General features: G+C 73.7%; 19 protein-coding genes. 8 read left to right on the top strand and 11 right to left on the bottom strand.

Annotated elements, in window-relative coordinates; genetic code table 11:
* The first annotated feature begins 116 nt into the window (after positions 1-116).
* The 5 genes from mptB to D0D28_RS13415 all read left to right on the top strand — a co-directional run bounded on the left by mptB (position 117) and on the right by D0D28_RS13415 (position 5488).
* The gene (mptB, locus tag D0D28_RS13435) at positions 117-1727 is read left to right on the top strand and encodes a polyprenol phosphomannose-dependent alpha 1,6 mannosyltransferase MptB (RefSeq protein ID WP_116110796.1); all 1611 of its coding nucleotides are present in this window, start codon (positions 117-119) and stop codon (positions 1725-1727) included.
* A 24-nt stretch (positions 1728-1751) separates the two neighbouring features.
* Positions 1752-2678 carry an ABC transporter ATP-binding protein gene (locus tag D0D28_RS13430; RefSeq protein ID WP_116110795.1) on the top strand — a complete coding sequence of 309 codons (927 nt, stop codon included), beginning with the start codon at positions 1752-1754 and terminating at the stop codon, positions 2676-2678.
* A 65-nt stretch (positions 2679-2743) separates the two neighbouring features.
* Entirely contained in the window at positions 2744-3469 is a 726-nt protein-coding gene (locus D0D28_RS13425; RefSeq protein WP_116110801.1) for an ABC transporter permease, read from the top strand.
* Between the two features lie 15 nt (positions 3470-3484).
* Positions 3485-4462 (top strand): COX15/CtaA family protein, encoded by a 978-nt coding sequence (locus tag D0D28_RS13420; protein ID WP_094008047.1) that lies wholly within the window; start codon positions 3485-3487, stop codon positions 4460-4462.
* A gap of 111 nt (positions 4463-4573) precedes the next feature.
* A complete protein-coding gene (locus D0D28_RS13415; protein ID WP_094008048.1) occupies positions 4574-5488 on the top strand; it encodes an acyl-CoA desaturase in 915 nt (304 codons plus the stop codon).
* 3 nt (positions 5489-5491) lie between these two features.
* Here the strand turns inward: D0D28_RS13415 and D0D28_RS13410 are convergent, their stop codons facing one another.
* Positions 5492-5797, bottom strand: a complete 306-nt coding sequence (locus D0D28_RS13410; protein WP_116110794.1) for a hypothetical protein — start codon at positions 5795-5797, stop codon at positions 5492-5494.
* A 77-nt stretch (positions 5798-5874) separates the two neighbouring features.
* Between D0D28_RS13410 and D0D28_RS13405 the strand changes: the two genes are divergently transcribed.
* Complete coding sequence (locus D0D28_RS13405) at positions 5875-6846, top strand: quinone oxidoreductase family protein (protein ID WP_162831054.1); 972 nt, start codon at positions 5875-5877, stop codon at positions 6844-6846.
* Here D0D28_RS13405 and D0D28_RS13400 read toward each other — a convergent pair whose 3' ends face one another.
* Genes D0D28_RS13400 through D0D28_RS13390 form a run of 3 tightly spaced genes read right to left on the bottom strand, consistent with a single transcriptional unit; the run spans position 6847 to position 10196 of the window.
* Positions 6847-8067, bottom strand: coding sequence for an MFS transporter (locus tag D0D28_RS13400; RefSeq protein ID WP_240323201.1), 1221 nt, complete (start codon positions 8065-8067; stop codon positions 6847-6849). It abuts the gene before it with no gap.
* On the bottom strand, positions 8064-9416 hold the full coding sequence (locus D0D28_RS13395) for an MBL fold metallo-hydrolase (protein WP_116110793.1): 1353 nt from the start codon (positions 9414-9416) through the stop codon (positions 8064-8066). The genes D0D28_RS13400 and D0D28_RS13395 overlap by 4 nt, the downstream gene beginning before the upstream one ends.
* A 6-nt stretch (positions 9417-9422) precedes the next feature.
* On the bottom strand, positions 9423-10196 hold the full coding sequence (locus tag D0D28_RS13390; RefSeq protein WP_116110792.1) for a methyltransferase domain-containing protein: 774 nt from the start codon (positions 10194-10196) through the stop codon (positions 9423-9425).
* A 91-nt stretch (positions 10197-10287) separates the two neighbouring features.
* On the opposite strand from D0D28_RS13390, the gene D0D28_RS13385 reads away from it, so the two are divergent.
* Both D0D28_RS13385 and D0D28_RS13380 read left to right on the top strand, forming a co-directional pair.
* Positions 10288-10935 (top strand): ArsR/SmtB family transcription factor, encoded by a 648-nt coding sequence (locus D0D28_RS13385; RefSeq protein ID WP_116110791.1) that lies wholly within the window; start codon positions 10288-10290, stop codon positions 10933-10935.
* Between the two features lie 50 nt (positions 10936-10985).
* The gene (locus D0D28_RS13380) at positions 10986-11387 is read left to right on the top strand and encodes a hypothetical protein (protein WP_116110790.1); all 402 of its coding nucleotides are present in this window, start codon (positions 10986-10988) and stop codon (positions 11385-11387) included.
* Positions 11388-11421: 34 nt separating this feature from the next.
* Here D0D28_RS13380 and hpnH read toward each other — a convergent pair whose 3' ends face one another.
* The 7 genes from hpnH to hpnC are packed head-to-tail and all read right to left on the bottom strand — an operon-like array spanning position 11422 to position 19913.
* A complete protein-coding gene (hpnH, locus tag D0D28_RS13375) occupies positions 11422-12426 on the bottom strand; it encodes an adenosyl-hopene transferase HpnH (RefSeq protein ID WP_116110789.1) in 1005 nt (334 codons plus the stop codon).
* Between the two features lie 3 nt (positions 12427-12429).
* Positions 12430-13905, bottom strand: coding sequence for a 4-hydroxy-3-methylbut-2-enyl diphosphate reductase (gene ispH, locus D0D28_RS13370; protein WP_116110788.1), 1476 nt, complete (start codon positions 13903-13905; stop codon positions 12430-12432).
* Complete coding sequence (shc, locus tag D0D28_RS13365) at positions 13902-15800, bottom strand: squalene--hopene cyclase (RefSeq protein ID WP_116110787.1); 1899 nt, start codon at positions 15798-15800, stop codon at positions 13902-13904. Before shc ends, ispH begins: the two co-directional genes overlap by 4 nt.
* Positions 15801-16811 (bottom strand): polyprenyl synthetase family protein, encoded by a 1011-nt coding sequence (locus D0D28_RS13360; protein WP_116110786.1) that lies wholly within the window; start codon positions 16809-16811, stop codon positions 15801-15803.
* A complete protein-coding gene (gene hpnE / locus D0D28_RS13355; protein ID WP_116110785.1) occupies positions 16808-18163 on the bottom strand; it encodes a hydroxysqualene dehydroxylase HpnE in 1356 nt (451 codons plus the stop codon). Before hpnE ends, D0D28_RS13360 begins: the two co-directional genes overlap by 4 nt.
* Positions 18160-19020, bottom strand: a complete 861-nt coding sequence (hpnD, locus tag D0D28_RS13350; RefSeq protein ID WP_116110784.1) for a presqualene diphosphate synthase HpnD — start codon at positions 19018-19020, stop codon at positions 18160-18162. Before hpnD ends, hpnE begins: the two co-directional genes overlap by 4 nt.
* Positions 19017-19913 (bottom strand): squalene synthase HpnC, encoded by an 897-nt coding sequence (gene hpnC / locus D0D28_RS13345; RefSeq protein ID WP_094008060.1) that lies wholly within the window; start codon positions 19911-19913, stop codon positions 19017-19019. The genes hpnD and hpnC overlap by 4 nt, the downstream gene beginning before the upstream one ends.
* Between the last annotated feature and the right edge of the window lie 79 nt (positions 19914-19992).

Here is a 19992-nt window from a genome sequence, read left to right as displayed (position 1 = left end):
CTCCGGCCCACCGCCGCAACAACCCATCCCCGCTCCCCTACCCGCCGTCGTGATCAGCGCCGGTCACCGCCCTTCACAGACGTCCTTCACGGCGTCGATACCCTCTCCGTGTGGCATTGGGCGAGCAGAGCACCGGTGGCGGTGCGGTGGCGGTACCGCTGTCCCCGGTGCGGCCCCCCGAGGCCGGGCCCCTGGAACAGCGCGAACTGCGCGCGCTCGACATCATCCGCCGCCTGGGCACGGTCGGCGCCTTGCTCCTCGCGCTGGGCTCGCTGGGCGCCGGGGCCGCCCCGGTGCTCAACCCGGTCCAGGACCTGCCCGTCCTGCGCCTCTTCTCCCGCATCCCCACCGTCTCGCTGGCCATCTGCTTCGCCGGCATGGGCATGCTCGTCATCGGCTGGCTGCTGCTCGGGCGGTTCGCGCGGCCCGGGCGCACCAGGCTCGCCAGCCGGGCGCAGCTCACCCGCACCCTCGTCATGTGGCTGACGCCGCTGATGTTCATCCCGCCGCTGTTCTCCCGCGACGTCTACAGCTACCTGGCGCAGAGCGAGATCGTGCACCGCGGCATGGACCCCTACTCGCTGGGCCCCGCGCAGGCCCTCGGCGTCGCCGACCCGCTCACCAGCGGCGTCTCCAACATGTGGCGCGAGACCCCGGCCCCCTACGGCCCCCTGTTCCTCAAGCTGGGCAGCTGGATCTCCGCGATCGTCGGCGACAACATCGTCGCCGGGGTGCTGCTGCAGCGCGCGCTCGCCCTGGCCGGCGTCGCCCTCATCATCTGGGCCCTGCCGCGCCTGGCGCAGCGCTTCGGCGTCGAACCGGCCACCGCGCTGTGGCTGGGCGCCGCCAACCCGCTCGTCCTGTTCCACCTGGTCGCCGGCGCGCACAACGAGGCCCTCGGCATCGGCCTCATGGTCGCCGGCCTGGAACTGGGCATCCGGCGGATCCCGGTGCGCATCAGCGGCGACACGCCCCCGCCGCTGGCCCGCGGCGAGCTCCTGTTCATCGTGCTCGGCGCGGCCGTCATCACCCTCGGCGCGGCCATCAAGATCAACGCGGTCATCGCGCTGGGCTTCTTCGGCGTGATGATCGCGCGCCGCTGGCACGGCCGCATCACCGACCTGCTGCGCGCCGCGGCGCTGCTCACCGGCGTGTTCGCGGTCCTGATGGTCGCCGTGTGCCTGGGCACCGGGCTGGGCTTCGGCTGGGTCGGCGCGCTCGACACCCCGGGCCTGGTTCGCAGCTGGATCTCCCCCAGCGCCGAGCTGGCCAACCTCGGCGGCGTCCTGGGCATCGCGCTCGGCCTGGGCAACCACACCAACGCGCTGGTCTCGATCCTGCAGACGGCCGGCACCGCGCTGGCCGGGCTCATCACGGCCAAGTTCCTCTGGGACAGCTTCCGCTGGCGCTACCGGCCCATCATCGGGCTCGGCGTCTCCCTCGGCGCCTTCATGATGCTGCACGTCGCGATGCAGCCGTGGTGGCTGCTGTGGGCGATCATCCCGCTGGCCGCGGCGGCGGGCACCTCCCGCTTCCGGGTCGCGGCCAGCGTCGCCAGCGTCGCGCTGGCGTTCCTCGCCGCGCCGCCGGGCAGCACGTTCGACGGCCGCTCGTTCGTCGTGCCGCAGGCCTACCTGGCCGCGGCTCTCGTCGTCGCCGTCGCGATCCTCGTCGTGTGGCGCAGGGCACCTCTTCTGCTGAAGAGGGATCCGCAGCCGGTGGCCTGAGCCGGGGTCGTACGCTTGACAGTCGTGAGCACACCTGCCGTCGAGATCACCGGGCTGGTGAAGCGGTACGGCTCGAAGACCGCGGTCGACGGCCTGGACCTCAAGATGGACCGCGGGCGCCTGCTCGCGCTGCTCGGCCCCAACGGCGCCGGCAAGACCACCACCGTCGAGATCTGCGAAGGCTTCCGCCGCGCCGACTCCGGCTCGGTGCGCGTGCTCGGCCTGGACCCGGTCCGCGAAGCCGCCGTGCTGCGCCCCCGCATCGGCGTGATGCCGCAGGGCGGCGGCGCCTACCCCGGCGTCCGCGCCGGCGAGATGCTGGGCCTGGTCGCCGCCTGCGCCGCCAACCCGCTCGACCCCGCGTGGCTGCTCGACGTCCTCGGCCTCGCCCCCGCGCGCCGCACCCCGTTCAAGCGCCTGTCCGGCGGCCAGCAGCAGCGCCTGTCGCTGGCCTGCGCCCTGGTCGGACGGCCGGAGCTGGTGTTCCTCGACGAGCCGACCGCCGGCATGGACCCACAGGCCCGCCGCCTGGTGTGGGAGCTGCTCGGCGCGCTGCGGGCCGACGGTGTCAGCGTCCTGCTCACCACGCACCTCATGGAGGAGGCCGAGGCGCGGGCCGACGACGTGGTGATCGTCGACCACGGCAAGGTCATCGCCGAGGGCACGCCCAGCGCGCTGACCGCCGACGACGCCGACACCGCGCAGCTGCGGTTCAAGGCCCGCGCCGGGCTGGACACCGAGCTGCTGTCCGCCGCGCTGCCCGAGGGCTACCACGTCAAGGAGTCCGCGCCGGGCAGCTACCAGGTGTCCGGGAAGGTGAACCCGCAGGTGGTGTCCACGGTGACCGCGTGGTGCGCGCAGCAGGGTGTGCTGGCCGAGGAGCTGCACGTCGGCAAGCGCGACCTGGAAGAGGTCTTCCTCGAGCTGACCGGACGGGAGCTGCGCTCGTGACCGCACCGGCCCGGTTCCCCGCCGGCACCTTCACCCCCGCGCCCGGCGCCGGCCGCCGCGCGCGCATGCTGCTCACCCACGCGAAGCTGGAGACCAGCCTCACGCTGCGGCACGGCGAGCAGATCCTGCTCACCCTGCTCATCCCGCTGGCCCTGCTGATCGGCCTGACGCTGCTGGACATCCTGCCCGCGGGCGATCTCGCCGGAGTGTCCAAGGTGGACTGGGTGACGCCGCGGATCTTCGCGCTGGCGGTCATGTCCTCGGCGTTCACCGGCCAGGCGATCGCGCTCGGCTTCGACCGCCGCTACGGCGTGCTCAAACGCTTGTCGGCCACCGCGATCCCGCGCTGGCTGCTGGTCGCGGGCCGGATCGTCGCGACCCTGGTCGTGGTGCTGCTGCAGGTCGTCGTGCTCGGCGTGGTCGCCGCGTTCCTCGGCTGGACGCCGTCGGCGGCGGGCATCGCCGAAGCGGTGGTGCTGCTCGTGCTCGGCACGCTGAGCTTCGGCGCGCTGGGCGTGCTGCTCGGCGGCTCGCTGCGCGCGGAGGCGGTGCTGGCGCTGGCCAACATCGTGTGGTTCGTGCTGCTGCTGGCGGGCGGCATCCTGCTCGCGCCGTCCGCGCTGCCCCCGGCCGCCGCCACCGTCATCGAACTGCTGCCCTCGGGGGCGCTGGCCGAGGGGCTGCGCGCCGCGCTGGTCGACGGGCAGTTCACCGCCGGCCCGGTCCTCGTGCTCGCCGTGTGGGGCGTGCTGGCGGCAGCGGTGGCCGCGAAAACGACAAAACTGACATAACTCTAGGATGTTGCCGTGGCACTGACCTCCCTGATCGCCCGCCTGCCCTACCCGTCGCGCTCGGTGCAGCGCGCGATCGCCGTCGCCGCGATCGTGGCCCAGGCCGGCATCGGGGTCACCGGATCGGTCGTCCGGGTCACCGGATCGGGTCTGGGCTGTCCCACCTGGCCGCAGTGCTTCCCGGGCAGCATGGTGCCGGTCGCGCACCCCGAGTTCGACACGCTCAACCAGTGGATCGAGTTCGGCAACCGGCTGCTCACCGTCGTGGTGGTGCTGGTCTCCGCGCTGGCGGTGCTCGCCGCGTGGCGCGTGCAGATCGCCCACCCGGAGCGCAAGCGGCTGGTCCGGCTCGCCTGGACGATGCCCGGCGGGGTCGTGCTGCAGGCCGTGGTCGGCGGCATCACGGTGCTCGCGAAGCTCGAATGGTGGACGGTCGCGATCCACTTCCTCGCCTCCACCCCGCTGGTGTGGCTGGCGGTGCTGCTGCTGCGCGCGTTCAACGAGGGCGACCGCCCGGCCCGCTGGCTCGTCCCGCCGCCGGCGAAGAAGCTGCTGGTCACCCTCGTGGTGGCGCTGTGGGCGATCCTGGTCGCCGGCACCACGGTCACCGGCGCGGGCCCGCACGGCGGCGACCCGGAGACCCACCGGCTGGACGCGCCGATCGAGGTCCTCGCCCAGGTCCACGGCGGCCTGCTCGTGGTCTACCTGCTCGTGCTCGCGGTCTTCGGCCTGGTGCTGATGCGCGGCGGCACCCCGGCCGCGGTGTGGCGGCGGTACGCGATCGTGTGGGCGGTCGCGCTCGCCCAGGGTGTGCTGGGGTCGGTGCAGTACGCGCTGGGCATCCCGGAGGCGCTGGTGTCGCTGCACGTCCTGGGCTCGGCGCTGGTGATCGTGGCGACGGCGGCGCTGTGGTGCGGCTGCCGCGACCGCGGGCCGGTCACCTCGGACGGGCCGGCGCCCCGGGAGCCGGAGCTGACCGCGGCCCGCAGCTGACCGCGGCTGGGGCGGGTTTTCGCCGCCCGTCATGCGGTAGTAACGCCCGAGGGGGGTATTCGCCAAGACGGCTCCGTACGGTGGGGCCGGAGAGAGAGGTTACTGCCACCCATGACGAAACCGCTGATCTCGCATCGCCGGTCATCCGGTCAGATGATCGTGCTCAAAGCCTTCCTGCTGATCCCGTTCCTCGCCCTGATCACCGCCGTTCCGCTGGCGTGGGGCTGGGGACTGACCTGGCTCGACCTGGGCTTGGCGGTGTTCTTCTACGTCGTCGCCACCCTCGGGGTGACGGTCGGCTACCACCGGTACTTCACGCACGGCGCGTTCAAGACCGGGCGCCCGCTGCGCGTCGCCATGGCGATCGCGGGCAGCATGGCCGTGCAGGGGTCGGTCATCTTCTGGGTGGCCAGCCACCGCCGCCACCACGCGTTCGCCGACCGCGAGGGCGATCCGCACTCCCCCTGGCTGTTCGGCACGAGCCCGGCGGCGCTGCTGCGCGGCTTCTGGCACGCGCACATGGGGTGGATGTTCCAGCGTGAGGTGACCAACTACGAGCGGTTCGCGCCGGACCTGCTGGCCGACGACGACCTGCGCGTCGTGAACCGGCTGTTCTGGCTGTGGATCGTGCTGAGCCTGGGCCTGCCCGCGCTGCTCGGCGGGCTGCTGAGCTGGTCGTGGTGGGGCGCGGTGACCGCGTTCTTCTGGGCCGGGCTGGTGCGCATCGCGTTCCTGCACCACGTGACGTGGTCGGTCAACTCGATCTGCCACATGATCGGCGACCGGCCGTTCGCCAGCCGGGACAAGGCGGCGAACTTCTGGCCGCTGGCGATCCTGTCGATGGGCGAGTCGTGGCACAACTCGCACCACGCGGACCCGACCTGCGCCCGGCACGGGGTGCTGCGCGGGCAGGTGGACGTGTCGGCGCGGCTGATCTGGATCTTCGAGAAGCTGGGCTGGGCGCACGACGTGCGGTGGCCGCGCGCCGAGCGCCTCGCCGCGAAGCGGCTCGAACCCGCTTCCTAGTTCCTACAGGGCGTGCCCGGCCATCCGGCGACGGTGGCCGGGCCCGATCTGCGTGGAGTTGACGGTCTCGGCGTCCCACTCGGCCGGTTCCAGGTCCTCCACGGCCTCGACGAGCTTCTGCCCGGTTTCCACGGCCGGGACGACGATGTCACCCATCGCGCCGTCCTGGCCGACGAGCACCACGCGGGCGCCGGCGCGGCCGATGTTCTCCACGACGGCCTTCGCCGGCTTGCCGTGCTCGGCGACGAACCGGCGGGCGGTCGTGAGCTGCTTGGCGGTGGGCGCCGGTGCCTCGGTCTCTTCAGCCATGTCGGCATCTTAGGGAAGATCCCCGCGGCCCACGCGGTTGTGCGAGGTGAACCAGACCACGTCAGGAGGAGACACGGATGCCCACGGCAGTGCAGATTCGGCGGACCGGCGGACCCGAGGTGCTGGAGACCGGTGACGTCGGGATCGGCGATCCCGGACCGGGCGAGCTGCTGGTCGACGTCGCCGCCGCGGGCGTGAACTACATCGACACCTACCAGCGCAGCGGGCTCTACAAGATCGACCTGCCCGCGACGCTGGGCATGGAGGGCGCGGGGACGGTCGCCGCGGTCGGTGAGGGCGTCTCGGGCTTCACGGCCGGCGACCGGGTGGCCTGGCAGGGCGTGCTCGGCGGTTACGCGCAGCAGGCCCGGATCCCGGCGAGCGCCGCGGTGCCGGTCCCCGAGGGCGTCTCGCTGGAGACGGCTGCCGCGACCATGCTGCAGGGCGTCACCGCGCACTACCTGGTGCGGTCGACCTACGAGGTCAAGGACGGCGACACGATCCTGCTGCACGCGGCCGCGGGTGGCGTCGGGCTGCTGCTGACGCAGCTGGCGAAGGCCCGGGGCGCGCGGGTGATCGGCACGGTGTCGACCGAGGAGAAGGCGGCGCTGGCCCGCGAGGCCGGTGCCGACGAGGTGATCCGGTACGACCAGGTCGACTTCGCCGAGGAGGTCCGGAGGCTGACCGGCGGCGAGGGTGTGGCCGCGGTGTACGACGGGGTCGGCAAGTCCACGTTCGAGGGCAGCCTGGCGAGCCTGCGGGTGCGTGGTTTCCTGGTGCTGTTCGGGGCGGCGAGCGGGCCGGTGCCGCCGTTCGACCCGCAGCGGCTGAACCCGGCCGGCTCGCTGTACCTGACGCGCCCGACGTCGGCCCACTACGTGCGCACGCGCGAGGAGCTGGAGTGGCGCACGGGTGAGCTGTTCGAGGCGGTCACCTCCGGGGCTCTGAAGGTCCGGGTCGGGGCGAAGTACCCGCTGGCCGAGGCCGCCAAGGCGCACGAGGACCTGCAGGGCCGCCGCACGACCGGCAAGGTGCTGCTGATCCCGTAGTCAGCTCCGGCTGAGGGTCTCGGGCAGGCGGATCGCGACCGCGATCCCGGTGCCGGCGGTGAGCGCGGCGACGACCGCCACCGCCGCCCGCAGCCCCCACAGGTCGGCGGCGAGCCCGGACACCACCGCCCCCACGGCGAATCCGCTGTCCCGCCAGAGCCGGTAGACGCCGACCGCGCGGGCCCGCCACGCCGGGTGCGCGACGTCGCCGACCACCGCGAGCAGCGTCGGGTAGACCATCGCGGTGCCGGCCCCGAGCAGCACCATCGCCACCGCCCACACTCCGAACCCGCTGCCGAGGGCGGTCAGGCCGAGCGCGGCGGCCTGCACCAGCATGCCCGCGGTGATCAGGTGCTTGCGGCCCCACCGGTCGGACAGCGGGCCGGTGACGAGCTGGCCGGCGCCCCAGACCGCGGGGTAGAGCGCGGCGAGCACGCCGGCACCGGCCACCGACAGCCCGGTGGTGACGAACAGGACGGGGAACAGGCCCATGGCGAGGCCGTCGTTGAGGTTGTTGACCAGCCCGGCCTGGCTGGCCGTGGACAGCGCGCGGTCGCGCACGCTGGTGCGGGCGAACACGGCCCAGCCGCTCAGGCCGGCGGTGGCGGGGTGGGATTCGGACCGGGCGTGGCCGCGGGTCTCCCGCACGCACGCCGCGGTCAGGCCCAGGCCGAGCGCGACGTAGGCCGCCCCGAGGAGGAACGGGGCGGGGCGCAGGCCGTAGCGCGCGGCGAGGTAGCCGGTGGCGGCCGCGGTGATCGCCAGCGCGCCGTACCCGGCGGCCTCGTTGAGCCCCATCGCGAGGCCGCGCCGCCGCGGCCCGGCGAGGTCGATCTTCATGATGACGGTGGTGGACCAGGTCAGGCCCTGGCTGAGGCCGAGCAGCACGTTGGCGGCGACGATCCAGCCCCAGTCCGGGGCGAGGGCGAGCAGCGCCGGCACCGGCACCGGCACGGCGATCAGCCACCCGGCCAGCAGCACGGGTTTGCGCCCGTAGCGGTCGGACAGGGTGCCGGCGAGGTAGTTGGCGGCGGCCTTGGTGAGGCCGAACGCGAGCACGTAGGTGAGCAGGACGGTGTAGCCGGTCAGGCCGAACACCGGGCCCGCGAGCAGCGGCAGCACGGTCCGTTCCTGGCCCAGCACGCCGCCGACCAGCGCGTTGACCGCGACCAGCAGGGTGAACTGGGCCAGGTTGGCGCGCAAGCCCAGCCGGACCGTCACGTGCCGGTCACCAGCGGGTTCCCGGTCGCGCGGGCCCAGTCGGCGGGGCCGCCCGTCAGCACCGCGACCTCCCGGTGGCCGGCCTGTTCGAGGAGGCTGGCGGCGCTCATCGCGCGCTCGCCGTGCCCGCACATCACGACCAGGGGTTCCTTGGGGAGTTCGCGCGGGTCGAGGCTGCCCAGCTCGCGGTGCCGGGCGCCGGGCAGGTGGCCGGCGGCGAACTCGCCGTCCTGGCGCACGTCGAGCACCGGCCGCCGGCCGATTCCGGCGGGGCTCACGACCGGGGTGCGCCGCACCGGGTGCCCGGCGGCGGTCCACGCGTCGAGCCCGCCGTGCAGTTCGCCGGCCAGGTCGGTGCGGCCGATCTTGACCGCCTGCCAGGCGATCTCGGCCGGGTCCTGGTCCGCCCCGCGCACCACGACGATCGGCCGTCCGGACGGCACGAGCCAGCCGAGCCAGGACGCGAACGCCGGGCGCAGCGGGTTCGACAGCGCGCCCGGGAGGTGACCGGCGGCGAAGTCGGCGGCGGGGCGGGCGTCGACCACCACCGCGCCGCCGGCGCACAACGCGCGTACCCGGTCCACGTCGAGCCGGGGCAGGGTGGGATCGCCGGGGAGGACCACGCCGCGGCGGTTGGTGTCGGCCAGTTCGCGGAAGTAGGACGGGAAGCTGCCCAGCGATTCCAGCAGCGCGGCGGCGAAGGCGTCCTCGTTCTCGGCGCGGAGCAACGTGTTCGTCGCTTTCTCGGTGCCGATCGTGCTGGTGCGCCGCGCTCCCGGTGGCGCGGAGCAGAACGAGCCGGCGCCGTGGGTGGGCCACACCGCGACCTCGTCCGGCAGGGTCGCCAGCCGCCGCAGGGAGGCGTACTGGTGGCGGGCCAGCTCGCCGGTCCGGGCCGGGTCCACCAGGTCGGTGCGGGCGGCGGCCCCGACGATCAGGGAGCCGCCGGTGAACACACCCACCGGGGCGTCGCCGTCGAGCAGGAGGAACGACAGGTGCTCGTGGGTGTGGCCCGGGGTGAAGAGGGCACGCAGGCGCAGCCCGCCGAGATCGGTCTCGTCCCCGTCGTGCAGCCCGTCGTGGGTGTACTCGCGGTGCCCGGCCGCGGAGGCCAGCACGCGTGCGCCGTCGGTGACCGCGAGCTGCCGGGCGCCGGAGACGAAGTCGGCGTGCAGGTGGGTGTCGGCGGCGAAGGCGAGCCGCAGACCGCGGCGGCCGGCCGCGTGCCGGGCGGCCCGCAGGTCGAGGCTCACGTCGACGACCAGCGCCCGGCCGTCGCCGAGGTCCACCAGGTAGGCGGAGTTGCCGAGCCCCTCGTCCACGAGCGGCACCACGTCCACAGTGGACACGGTAGTTCACCGCCGCGGTTTGGTGGCGAGGACGGACACGCTGTGCACGCCGTAGCTCGCGCTGGCGGTGCGCGCCCGGTCGGAGATGAACGCGTAGTCGTTGTCCCGGACACAGTGGACGATCAGGCCGGCGGCGGTGATCGCGGCGCGGTAGTGGTCCTGCGGGGCCGCGCCGCCGATGCAGGAGGCCCACAGGTCGGCGTTGCACACCACGGATTCCGGCAGCGGCTGCTCGCTGACGATGTCGGCGACGGCCAGGCGCCCGCCCGGCCGCAGCACGCGGGCGGCCTCGGCGAAGACGGCTGCCTTGTCGGGGCACAGGTTGATCACGCCGTTGGAGATCACGCAGTCGGCGCTGCCGTCCGCCAGCGGCAGGTGCTCGATGCGCGCGTCCACGAACTCCAGCGTCGGGGCGCCCGTTCCGGCGGCCAGGCGGCGGGCCTTGGCCAGCTGCGCGGGGGTGAAGTCGACGCCGGTCACGTGCCCGGCCGGGCCGGTGCGGGCGGCGGCGTAGAAGGCGTCCATGCCCGACCCGCTGCCGAGGTCGACCACGGTCTCCCCCGGGGCCAGAGCGGCGAGGTCGAAGAAGAACCCGACCCCGGCGAACGACTCGACCGCGGGCGCCGGGATCGCGTCGAGCATCGCGGGGTCGTAGCCGGCCCGGATCGCGACCCCGCGCCCCAGCTCGAAGTGGAACCCCGCGCCCGGCTCCGTCGCGACCTGCTCGTACATCCGCTTGACCTGGGTCTCCAGGGCCTGGGTGTCCACGCTCGCGGTCATCGCGCACCTCCGCGCTTTGTCAAGTGACTTCTTGAATAACAGCCCCGGACCGGGTTGCTTGTCAAGACTTCTCTTGAATATCCTGCTCCGCATGGGTGACCGCACCGCGAAGACCGAGCTGTACGACGCGCTGGCCGAAACCGCGAAGGCGCTCGCCAGCGGCCGGCGCGCGGAGCTGGTCGACGTGCTCGTCCAGGGCGAGCGGCCGGTCGACGAGCTCGCCGCCGAGATCGGCCAGTCGGTGGCCAACACCTCGCAGCACCTGCAGCGGCTGCTGCGGTCCGGCCTGGTGCGGGCCCGCCGGGAGGGCACCCGGGTGTTCTACTCGCTGGCCGGCGCCGCCGTGGCGCGGTTGTGGCTGGCGATGCGCGCCGCGGCCGAGCAGCACGTCGAGGGCCTGGCCCGGCTCGCCGAGGACTACGTCGGCGACCGCCGCGGCCTGGACACCATCACGCGCGACGAGCTGGACCGGCAGCTCCGCGACGGGGACGTGGTGGCGCTCGACGTCCGCCCCGCCCCGGAGTACGCGGCCGGCCACATCCCGGGTGCGGTGTCGATCCCGATCACCGAGCTGCGCGCGCGGCTGACCGAGGTCCCGGACGGCACCCAGGTCGTCGCCTACTGCCGTGGCCCGTACTGCGTCTACGCCGACGACGCGGTCCGGCTGCTGACCGCGGCGGGCCGGCGGGCGGCGCGCCTGGAGGACGGCTACCCGGAGTGGGCCGCGGCCCGGGGCTGATACCCCGGCGGGAATTGCCGGCATGCCCCGGCTCCGGCGAGGCTTCCGCCATGGATTTGGTGGAACGCTACGTCGCGCTGTGGAACGAAACCGACGCGAGTGCGCGCCGGAAGGCGATCGAGCTGCTGTGGCCCGAGGACGGCGTGCACCTGCTGCAGCCGCCCCGGGAGATGCGGGACCGGGCGGCCGCCCTCGGCTTCGCGGACGCGGTCCTGGCCGCGCGGGGCTACGCCACCATCGAGGAGCGGGTGCGCCGCGGGCACGAGGACTTCCTCGCCCCGGCCGGTGTCACGCTCCGAGCCCGCGGGAACACCGACCGCCTCGGTGACACCGTCAAGTTCAACTGGGAGCTCGTCGACGGCAGCGGGCAGGTGCGCAGCACCGGGCTGGAGATCCTGACGCTCGCCGCGGACGGGCGCATCGCCGTGGACCACCAGTTCTTCGAGAGCTGACCCCGCCTCCGGGCGAGGAGGCGGGGCCTGCGGCTCACACGCTCACGGCGGCGCGGATGGTCTCCTTCAGGCTGCTCGTCGTCGCGATCACGGCCGTCGGCTCGTAGCCGCAGTGCGCCATGCAGTTGGCGCACCTCGGGTCCTTGCCGCGGCCGAACTTGTCCCACTCCGTCTCCTCGATAAGCTCCCGCCAGGTCTTGGCGTAGCCGTCGTCGAGCAGGTAGCACGGCCGCTGCCAGCCCAGCAGCGAGTAGGACGGGATCCCCCACGGGGTGCACTCCAGGTCCCGCTTGCCCTCGATGAAGTCGAGGAACACCGGCGAGTGGTTGAGCCGCCACTTCTTGCGGCGCCCGTCGGCGAAGGCCTTCTTGAACAGTTCCCGCGTCTGCTGCACACCCAGGAAGATCTCCTGATCCGGGGCCTTTTCGTAGGCGTACCCCGGCGACAGCTGCATGTTGTCGACCTTGACCACGTCGTTGAGGTAGTCCAGCACGTCGATGACGTCCTGCGGGGTGTCGGTGTTGAAGAACGTCGTGTTCGTCATCACCTTGAAGCCCTGGGACTTCGCCAGCTGGATCGCCTCGACGGCGGCCTGGAAGCCGCCCTCCTTGCGCACCGACGCGTCGTGCTTCTCCTCGAGCCCGTCGATGTGGACCATCCAGGTGAAGTTGCGGTGCGGCTTGAACTTGTGGATGTGCTTGGGCAGCAGCAGCGCGTTCGTGCACAGGAACACAATCTTGTTGCGCTCCAGCAGGATCCGGGTGATCTCGTGGATCTGCGGGTGCATCAGCGGCTCACCACCGGCGATGGACACCATCGGCGCGCCGCTCTCCTCCACGGCGCCCACGGCCTGCTGCACCGGCATCCGCTGCTTCAGCAGGTGCGCCGGCTGCTGGATCTTCCCGCAGCCACCGCACTTGAGGTTGCACGCGAACAACGGTTCCAGCTCGACCAGGATCGCGTACTTCTCCTTGCGCAGCAGCTTCTGCTTGGCCAGGAACGCGCCCAGCCGGATCGACTGGCGTAACGGCATCGCCATGGTCTAGCTCACCTCCCGGGGTAGTGTGAAAACCACGTCCTCATCCGCCTGCACGGTCTCGGTCACGCGCGTGCGCCCGAGCCCGCCCAGGCACCGCACCAGCTCGGCCACCAGGTCCGGTGGGGCCGAGGCGCCCGCGGTGATCCCGATCCGCGTCGCGCCGGCCAGCCAGCGCAGGTCCACTTCGGACACGTCGTCGACGAGCCGGGCGCGTGTCCCCCGCCGTCGCGCCACCTCGACCAGGCGCAGCGAGTTGGACGAGTTCGCCGAGCCGACCACGAGGACGAGGTCCGCCTCCCCCGCCACCGCCGTCACCGCGCGCTGGCGGTTCGTGGTGGCGTAACAGATGTCGTCGCGCCGCGGCCCCTCGATCGCGGGGAACCGCGAGCGCAGCACCGCGACGATCTCCTCCGCCTCGTCGACGGCCAGCGTGGTCTGCATCGCGTAGGCCACCCGGCTGCCGTCGGGCGCCCGCACGTGCGCGGCCGCCTCGGCGACCTCGACCACCACGATCCGCTCCGGCGCCTCCCCGACCGTGCCCTCGACCTCTTCGTGGTCGGCGTGCCCGATCAGGAACACCGTGTCGCCGCGCCCGGTGTAGCGCTTGACCTCGGTGTGCACCTTCATCACGAGCGGGCAGGTCGCGTCGATCACGCGCAGGTCCCGCGCCTGCGCCGCCACACGGACGGCGGGGGCGACACCGTGCGCGGCCAGGACGGCCGTGGCGCCGCGCGGCACCTGTTCGACCTCCTGCACGAACACCGCGCCCAGCGCCTCCAGCCGTCGCACCACGTGCGCGTTGTGCACCACCTGGCGGCGCACGTAGACCGGCGCGCCGTACCGCTCCAGCGCCCGCTCGACGATCTCGATGGCGCGTTCCACCCCGGCGCAGAACGACCGCGGGCTGGCGAGCAGCAGCTCGCCCTCCCCCGCGGCCTCGCACCACTCGCGCAGCGCCGGGACCGCCGCCCGCAGCGACCGCAGGCCGCTGAGGCCGCGCAGCACCGTGCCCGGCCGCCACAGCGGCTGCTCCGGGGTGTCCACGATGGCCCGGACCACGGCGACCGGGCCGGGCAGCGCGGCGAACTCCGACGACTCCATGTCGACGGCGAGTGCCCCGTCGCGCGCGAAGCGAGCCCGTTCCGCACCGTCCACGACGGACGGAGATGACGCGATGGGTCCGAGGTGGACGGTCAGGCCGAGCCGGCGCAGCGCACCGGCGAGCATCGGCGCCGACGGCAGCTGCACCCGCCCGTCCGGGCCGTCGATCTCGGTCGCCACCACCAGGTCGCCCGGCCGCACGTCGGGCACGAGCGCCCCGCCGACCCCGGCGACCAGGACCGGCCGACCGGCCGCGGCCAGCCGCTGCGCCGACCCCGCGGCGCGGCGCGGGCCCATCCCGCCGCGCAGCACCACCAGGCCCGGCGTCCGCAGTGCCGAGGCCTCGACGCGCAGGGGCGCGACCACGACCCCGGTCATGACCGGCCCAGGTACCGGCCGAGCGCGGTCACCGGGAACACCAGCCGGTACAGGTGGTAGTTGATGTAGAAGTCGCCGGGGAAGCCGGTGCCGGTGAACTGCGGCTCGTCCCAGGTGCCGTCTTCGCGCTGGGTTTCCGCCAGCCACCGCACGCCGCGCGCGGTCACCTCGGAGTCCCGCTCCCCCGCCGCGAGCAGCGCCAGCAACGCCCACGCGGTCTGCGAGGCGGTCGACTCGCCGCGCCCGGCCCACGACGGGTCGCGGTAGGAGCGCAGGTCCTCACCCCAGCCGCCGTCGGCGTTCTGGTGCTCGGCCAGCCACCGCACCGCCCGCCGGATGGCGGTGGCCGACGCCGGCACCCCGGCCTCGACGAGCGCGGGCACGACGGCCCCGGTGCCGTACACGTAGTTGGCGCCCCAGCGGCCGAACCACGACCCGTCGGGCTCCTGGTGGTCCAGCAGCCACTTCACACCGCGCCGGCATTCACGGCTGCCCGCCCGGCCCTCCTTGGCGAGCATCTCGACCACGTGCGCGGTGACGTCCGCGGACGGCGGGTCGATCACCGCGCCGAAGTCGCAGAACGGCAGCTTGGTGGTCAGCTCCTGGGTGTTGTCGGCGTCGAACGCGCCCCAGCCGCCGTCGCGCGACTGCATGCCGGTCACCCACTTCACGGCCCGGTCCAGGGCTTTGCCGAGCCGCTCCCGGTCCGGGTGCGCGACACGGCGCAGGCCGAGCACGACCTCGGCGGTGTCGTCGGTGTCCGGGTAGAGGTCGTTGGCGAACTCGAACGCCCACCCGCCCGGGTCGAGGTCCGGCCGCCGCACCGCCCAGTCGCCGCGCACCGTGATCTCCTCGCCGAGCATCCAGTCGACGGCCTTGAGCACGTGCGGGTCGTCGCCCGGCGCGCCCGCGTCGAGCAGCGCGGTGATCGCCAGCGCGGTGTCCCACACCGGGGACTGGCACGCCTCCAGCCGCCGCACCGTGCCCTCGGGCGTCTCCTCGCGGATCAGGAACCCCTCCAGGCCGGCCAGGCCGGCGCGCATCGCCGGGTGGTCCAGCGAGTAGCCGAGCAGGTGCAGCGCGAGCAGCGAGTACACCCACGGGGGCTGGATGCCGCCCCATCCGCCGTCGGCCTCCTGGCGGGCCAGGATCCACTCCGCGGCCTGCCGCATCGCGAACTCGCGCACCGGCTTGACCGCGACCTTCGCGTAGGCGTGCAGCGCCTTGTCCAGGTAGTGGAAGGCGCCCGACCAGGTCCACGGCGCGACCAGCCCGCCGCGCTTGACCCCGGTGCGCAGCTCGTCGATGCCGAACGGCAGCGGGCGGACCGGGCGCAGCGTGCTGACCACGGTCAGCGGCACCACGGTCTGGCGCGCCCAGCAGGCCCAGTCGTAGACGTTGAGCGGCACCCACGAGGGCAGCAGCACCAGCTCCGGCGGCATGTTCGGCAGGTCGTCCCAGGACCAGAGCCCGAACAGCGCCAGCCAGATCCGGGTGAACACGCGGCTGGCCTCGACCCCGCCACCGGCGCGGACGAACTCGGCGGCCCGGCGCATGTGCGGCTCGTCCGGGGAGTCCCCGGCCAGCCGCAGCGCGACCCACGCCTCCAGCGTCGTGGACAGGTCGCCGGGGCCGCCGTGGAAGGTGGCCCAGGTGCCGTCCGCGCGCTGCTGCGAGCGGATCCAGCGGGCGGCCTCCTCGGTCTCGCGTGCGGTGCGGATGCCGAGGAACTCCCGCATCAGCAGGTCCTCGGCGTCCATGGTGACGTTGGTCTGCAGCTCGCCCTTCCACCAGCCGCCGTCGCGCTGCAGGCCCTTGAGGTGGGCCACGGCGCGGTCCAGCGCCTCGGCGGCGCCGGCGGCGGATCTGGTTGCCGGATCAGCGGTCTGCGTCATTCAGGCCTCCCTGGTCACGATGAACCGCGCGAGGGCCAGCAGCTCCTCGCGCACCCGTCCCGGGACCTCGGCGTCCTCGAGCTTGCGCTGTCCCGCCGCCATCCGGCGGTGGGCTTCCTCCAGCGCCCACGCGCGCCCACCGGCCAGGTCGACCAGATCGGCCGCGCGGCGCACGGACTCGTCGTCGGCGACGTCACCGCCGGTCAGCCACGCGGCCAGCTCCCGGCCGGGCGCGCCGCCGTGGGTGATCGCGTAGGTGACCGGCAGGCTCTTCTTGCGGGCCCGCAGGTCGGAGTGCACCGGTTTGCCGGTCACCGACGACTCGCCCCAGATCCCGAGCACGTCGTCCACCAGCTGGAACGCCAGGCCCAGGTCGGCGCCGAACCCGGCGAGCGCGCTGACGGTGCGCTGCGGCGCGCAGGCGAGCACCGCGCCGATCGCCGCGCTGGCGGACAGCAGCGCGGCGGTCTTGCCGCCGGCCATGTCCAGGCACTCGTCGAGGGTGACGTCGTCGCGCTGCTCGAACGCGACGTCGAGGACCTGGCCGCGAATGAGCTCGCCGACCGCCTCGGCCAGCAGCCGGGCCGCCGCGACCGCGCCCGGGCCGTCGGAGTCCAGCAGGACCTCGTTGGCCAGGGCGAGCATCGCGTCGCCGGTGAGGATCGCGCTGGCCGCGCCCCGCACCGCCCACACGGTCGGCCGGTGCCGCCGCTCGGTGTCGCCGTCCATCAGGTCGTCGTGCAGCAGCGAGAAGTTGTGCACCAGCTCCACCGCGACCGCGCCGGGCAGCCCGGTGGCCGGCGGCGCGCCCGCGGCCTCCGCGGACAGCAGCGCCAGCGCCGGGCGCACGGCCTTGCCGCCGCCGGAGGTCGGGTTGCCGTCCAGATCGGTCCAGCCGAGGTGGTAGTAGGCGATGGCGCGGCTGGCCGGGTCGAGCCGGTCGACGGCGGCCCGCATCGCGGGCAGGACGGCCTGCCTGCCCTGCTGCAGGGAATCGAGTACAGCGGTCATGCGGGTATCCCTTCCGATCGGCCCGGCACCTCCGCGGAGGTGCCGAGTACGGCTTGGGCGGCCGCCTCACCGCTGCGCACGGCGCCCTCCATGGTCGCCGGCCAGCCGGTGGCGGTCCACGCGCCGGCCAGGACCAGCCCCGGGGCGCGGGTGCGGGCGGGCGGGCGCAGTCCCGCGCTGCCCGGCGCGGGAGCGAACGTGGCGTGCCGCTCACGGGTCACGAAGAAGTCGAGGACCTCGGCCTCCCGAGCGGCGGGCAGCACCGCGCGCAGCGCGGGCAGCAGGCGGTCGCGCAGCACCCGCACCGGCAGCTCGATCTCCTCGGTGGCCGCGGACAGCGAGATCGCCAGGTACTGGCCGCGGGCCAGGCCGGCGGAGGCGGTGCGGTCGAACACCCACTGCAGGGGTGAGTCGACGACGGCGAAGAACGCCTGGCCGGTGACCGGGCGGTCGAACACGACGTGGGCGTTGACGATCGGCGAGCTGCCCAGTGCGTCCGCGAAGTCCGGCGGCAGCGGGACCGCGCCTTCGGGCAGCAGTTTCGCGGCGACCGGCGGCGGCACGGCCAGCACGACCTGGTCGGCCTCCACCGGCTCGCCGGCCTCGACGCGCCAGGCGCCGTCCGCGCGGGACAGCCCGGTCACCTTCGTGTTGAGGCGGACGGTCGCGCCGGCCTCGGTCAGCCGGGCCAGGGCGGGCTCGCCGTGCAGCTTGCGCAGCGGCACGGTGGCCCAGCCGATGTCGGCGGCGCCGGCGTCGGTCAGCAGGCCCACCTGGAACACGGTCGCGGCCAGGCCCAGCGACGCCTGCTCCGCGGGGGCGTTCAGCGTCGCGATGCCCACCAGGTCCCACAGTTTCGTGATCGCGTCGCGGCTCTGCCCGTGCGCCTTGAGCCACTCGCCGAAGGTGCGCCGGTCGGAGCTGGGCGCGGCCGGGTCGACCGACTTCAGCGCGAGGGCGGCACCGGCGAAGCGCATCCGGTCGCCGAGGCCGAGCGGGGTGTAGCGCAGCACCGAGTCCGCGAGGTGCAGCGGCGCCGGCAGCGGGTTGCGGCGCAGCCACACCGGGCGGCGCAGCCGCGGCGAGTGCACCGGGATTTCCAGGCGCGGCTGGAGGTGCACGCGGTCGGTCACGCCGAGCCGCCGCAGGAAACCCAGGTAGGCGGTGCAGCAGCGGAGGAACACGTGCTGCCCGTTGTCGACGTGCAGGCCGTCGCGGGTGAACGAGTGCGTCAGGCCGCCCAGCAGGCCGCGCGACTCCAGCAGCGTCACCTCGTGCCCGGCGTCGGCGCAGCGCAGGGCCGCGGTGATCCCGGCGAGACCACCACCGACGACCGCGACCCGCTGCCTCATGCCGCCCGCCCGCCCAGGGCGCGGACCGCCACGCCCAGCTTCTCCCGCCCGGACAGCGACAGCCGCTTGTCGTACACCGCCGACGGCTGCTCGGCGATCCGTTCCAGCAGCTGCCGGTAGATGCCGGCCATCGCCAGGCAGCACGCGCCGCTGCGGCGGTCCAGCAGCGGGCCCAGACGCAGACCGTCGGCGTACCACTCGCGGGCGCGGGCGGCGCTGTGCCGGATCAGGTTCGCCAGGCCGCCGTCCGGGTCGGCCAGCGCGCCGTGGTCGATCCGCAGGTCGACCCCGAACGCGTCCAGGTCCTCCTCCGGCAGGTAGATCCGGCCGTTGAGGAGGTCCTCGCGGATGTCGCGCAGGATGTTGGTCTGCTGCAGGGCGATGCCCAGCGCGTCGGCATAGTGGGCGGCCCGCGGGTGCGGCCGGTGCCCGAACACGCCCAGGCACAGCCGTCCGATCGACCCGGCCACGCACCGGCAGTACTCGGTCAGCTCGTCGAACGTGCCGTAGCGGCGGCCCTCGATGTCCATCCAGACGCCGTCGAGCAGCTCCTCGAACGCCTCCAGCGGCACCGGGTAGCGGCGGGCGGCGTCGGCGACCGCGACCATGACCGGATCGGTGCTGCGGTCCAGCGCGGCCAGCTCCTTGCGCACCGTCTCCAGCCGCGCGGCCTTCTCCTCGACCGGCAGGTCGCCGTCGCCGATGTCGTCGACGCGCCGGGCCAGCGCGTACACCGCGCACAGCGCCGAGCGGCGCTGCCGGGTCAGCAGCCGGATGCCCCAGTAGAAGTTGCGGGCCTCCGTCCTGGTGATGTCCTCGCAGGTGGCGTAGGCCTGTTCGATCGTGGGTGCCGTCATGACAACCGACCACCTTCCCGGATCCGGCGGACATGGGCGGCCGGGCGCACCAGCAGAGCGATCAGGTGCGCCAGGACGTCGGTCTTGCGGGGGCGCGGGGTGCCGGCCAGGACGTCCCAGCGTGCCCGGCGCAGCGCGTCGAGGGTGGCCAGGCCCCCGGCGATGTAGCCCGCGACGGCGAGCCGCGCCCAGCCGTGCAGGCGGTCCAGCAGGGCCGCGCCCTCGGTGAGCAGGTCCAGCGCGCGGGCGGTCTGCGCGGCCACGGCCAGGCGCACCGGACGGCTCGTCGTGGGCGCGTCCAGGTCGGCCTCCGTGGCCCCGAACGCGGCCAGGTCCGCCTGCGGCAGGTAGACCCGCCCGTTGCGGCGGTCCTCGGCGACGTCCTGGCAGTGCTCGATCAGCTGGAGCGCGGTGCACACCCGGTCCGAGAGCCGCTCGGCGGCGGGGTCGCGCACCCCGAAGACGCGCAGCACGATCCGGCCGACCGGATCGGCCGAGAGCACGCAGTAGTCCTCCAGCTCGGCCTGGGTGGCGTACGTGGCGACACGCTGGTCCTGGAGATTCGCCCGCACCAGGCGATTGAACGGGTCGAGTTCCAGATCCCGGCGCCGAATCGCGGGAAGAAGATCACGTAATACCCGTTCGTGTGGTTGATCCCCCCGGAAGGCGCGTTCCAGATCGCGCTGGAATCGCAATAACCCGGGCGTGCGATCCGCGGCTGCCGACTCGTCCCCCAGATCGTCGATGACACGCGCGACGTCGTACACCGCCACCAGGTCCGCGCGCAGGTCACGGGGAAGTATCCGCAGCGCCACGGGAAAGTTCTCGGCGTGTTCCTTTTCGCGCAGCGCGCGGTCGCCGACCGTGCCGGGACCTGGGGGTGCGGGAGCCATCGCCTCATAATCACTCGGCGGCCGCCGCGAATTCTTCGCACCGGAAACAAAAATGAAGAAGCCCCGGTTGTCACGAGCT

This window comes from Amycolatopsis ruanii (genome assembly GCF_003385175.1).
Lineage (GTDB): Bacteria > Actinomycetota > Actinomycetes > Mycobacteriales > Pseudonocardiaceae > Amycolatopsis_E > Amycolatopsis_E thermalba.
Note: the sequence above shows the minus strand (reverse complement) of the source record. Positions and strands in the feature narration are given on the sequence as shown.

Bases quoted from the DNA above. Each gene is read 5' to 3' on its own strand.
- D0D28_RS13425 (WP_116110801.1), top strand. From the start codon at position 2,744: ATGCTGCTCACCCACGCGAAGCTGGAGACCAGCCTCACGCTGCGGCAC.
- D0D28_RS13415 (WP_094008048.1), top strand. From the start codon at position 4,574: ATGACGAAACCGCTGATCTCGCATCGCCGGTCATCCGGTCAGATGATC.
- D0D28_RS13410 (WP_116110794.1), bottom strand. From the start codon at position 5,797: ATGGCTGAAGAGACCGAGGCACCGGCGCCCACCGCCAAGCAGCTCACG.
- D0D28_RS13405 (WP_162831054.1), top strand. From the start codon at position 5,875: ATGCCCACGGCAGTGCAGATTCGGCGGACCGGCGGACCCGAGGTGCTG.
- D0D28_RS13390 (WP_116110792.1), bottom strand. From the start codon at position 10,196: ATGACCGCGAGCGTGGACACCCAGGCCCTGGAGACCCAGGTCAAGCGG.
- D0D28_RS13385 (WP_116110791.1), top strand. From the start codon at position 10,288: ATGGGTGACCGCACCGCGAAGACCGAGCTGTACGACGCGCTGGCCGAA.
- D0D28_RS13380 (WP_116110790.1), top strand. From the start codon at position 10,986: ATGGATTTGGTGGAACGCTACGTCGCGCTGTGGAACGAAACCGACGCG.
- hpnH (WP_116110789.1), bottom strand. From the start codon at position 12,426: ATGGCGATGCCGTTACGCCAGTCGATCCGGCTGGGCGCGTTCCTGGCC.
- ispH (WP_116110788.1), bottom strand. From the start codon at position 13,905: ATGACCGGGGTCGTGGTCGCGCCCCTGCGCGTCGAGGCCTCGGCACTG.
- shc (WP_116110787.1), bottom strand. From the start codon at position 15,800: ATGACGCAGACCGCTGATCCGGCAACCAGATCCGCCGCCGGCGCCGCC.
- D0D28_RS13360 (WP_116110786.1), bottom strand. From the start codon at position 16,811: ATGACCGCTGTACTCGATTCCCTGCAGCAGGGCAGGCAGGCCGTCCTG.
- hpnE (WP_116110785.1), bottom strand. From the start codon at position 18,163: ATGAGGCAGCGGGTCGCGGTCGTCGGTGGTGGTCTCGCCGGGATCACC.
- hpnD (WP_116110784.1), bottom strand. From the start codon at position 19,020: ATGACGGCACCCACGATCGAACAGGCCTACGCCACCTGCGAGGACATC.
- hpnC (WP_094008060.1), bottom strand. From the start codon at position 19,913: ATGGCTCCCGCACCCCCAGGTCCCGGCACGGTCGGCGACCGCGCGCTG.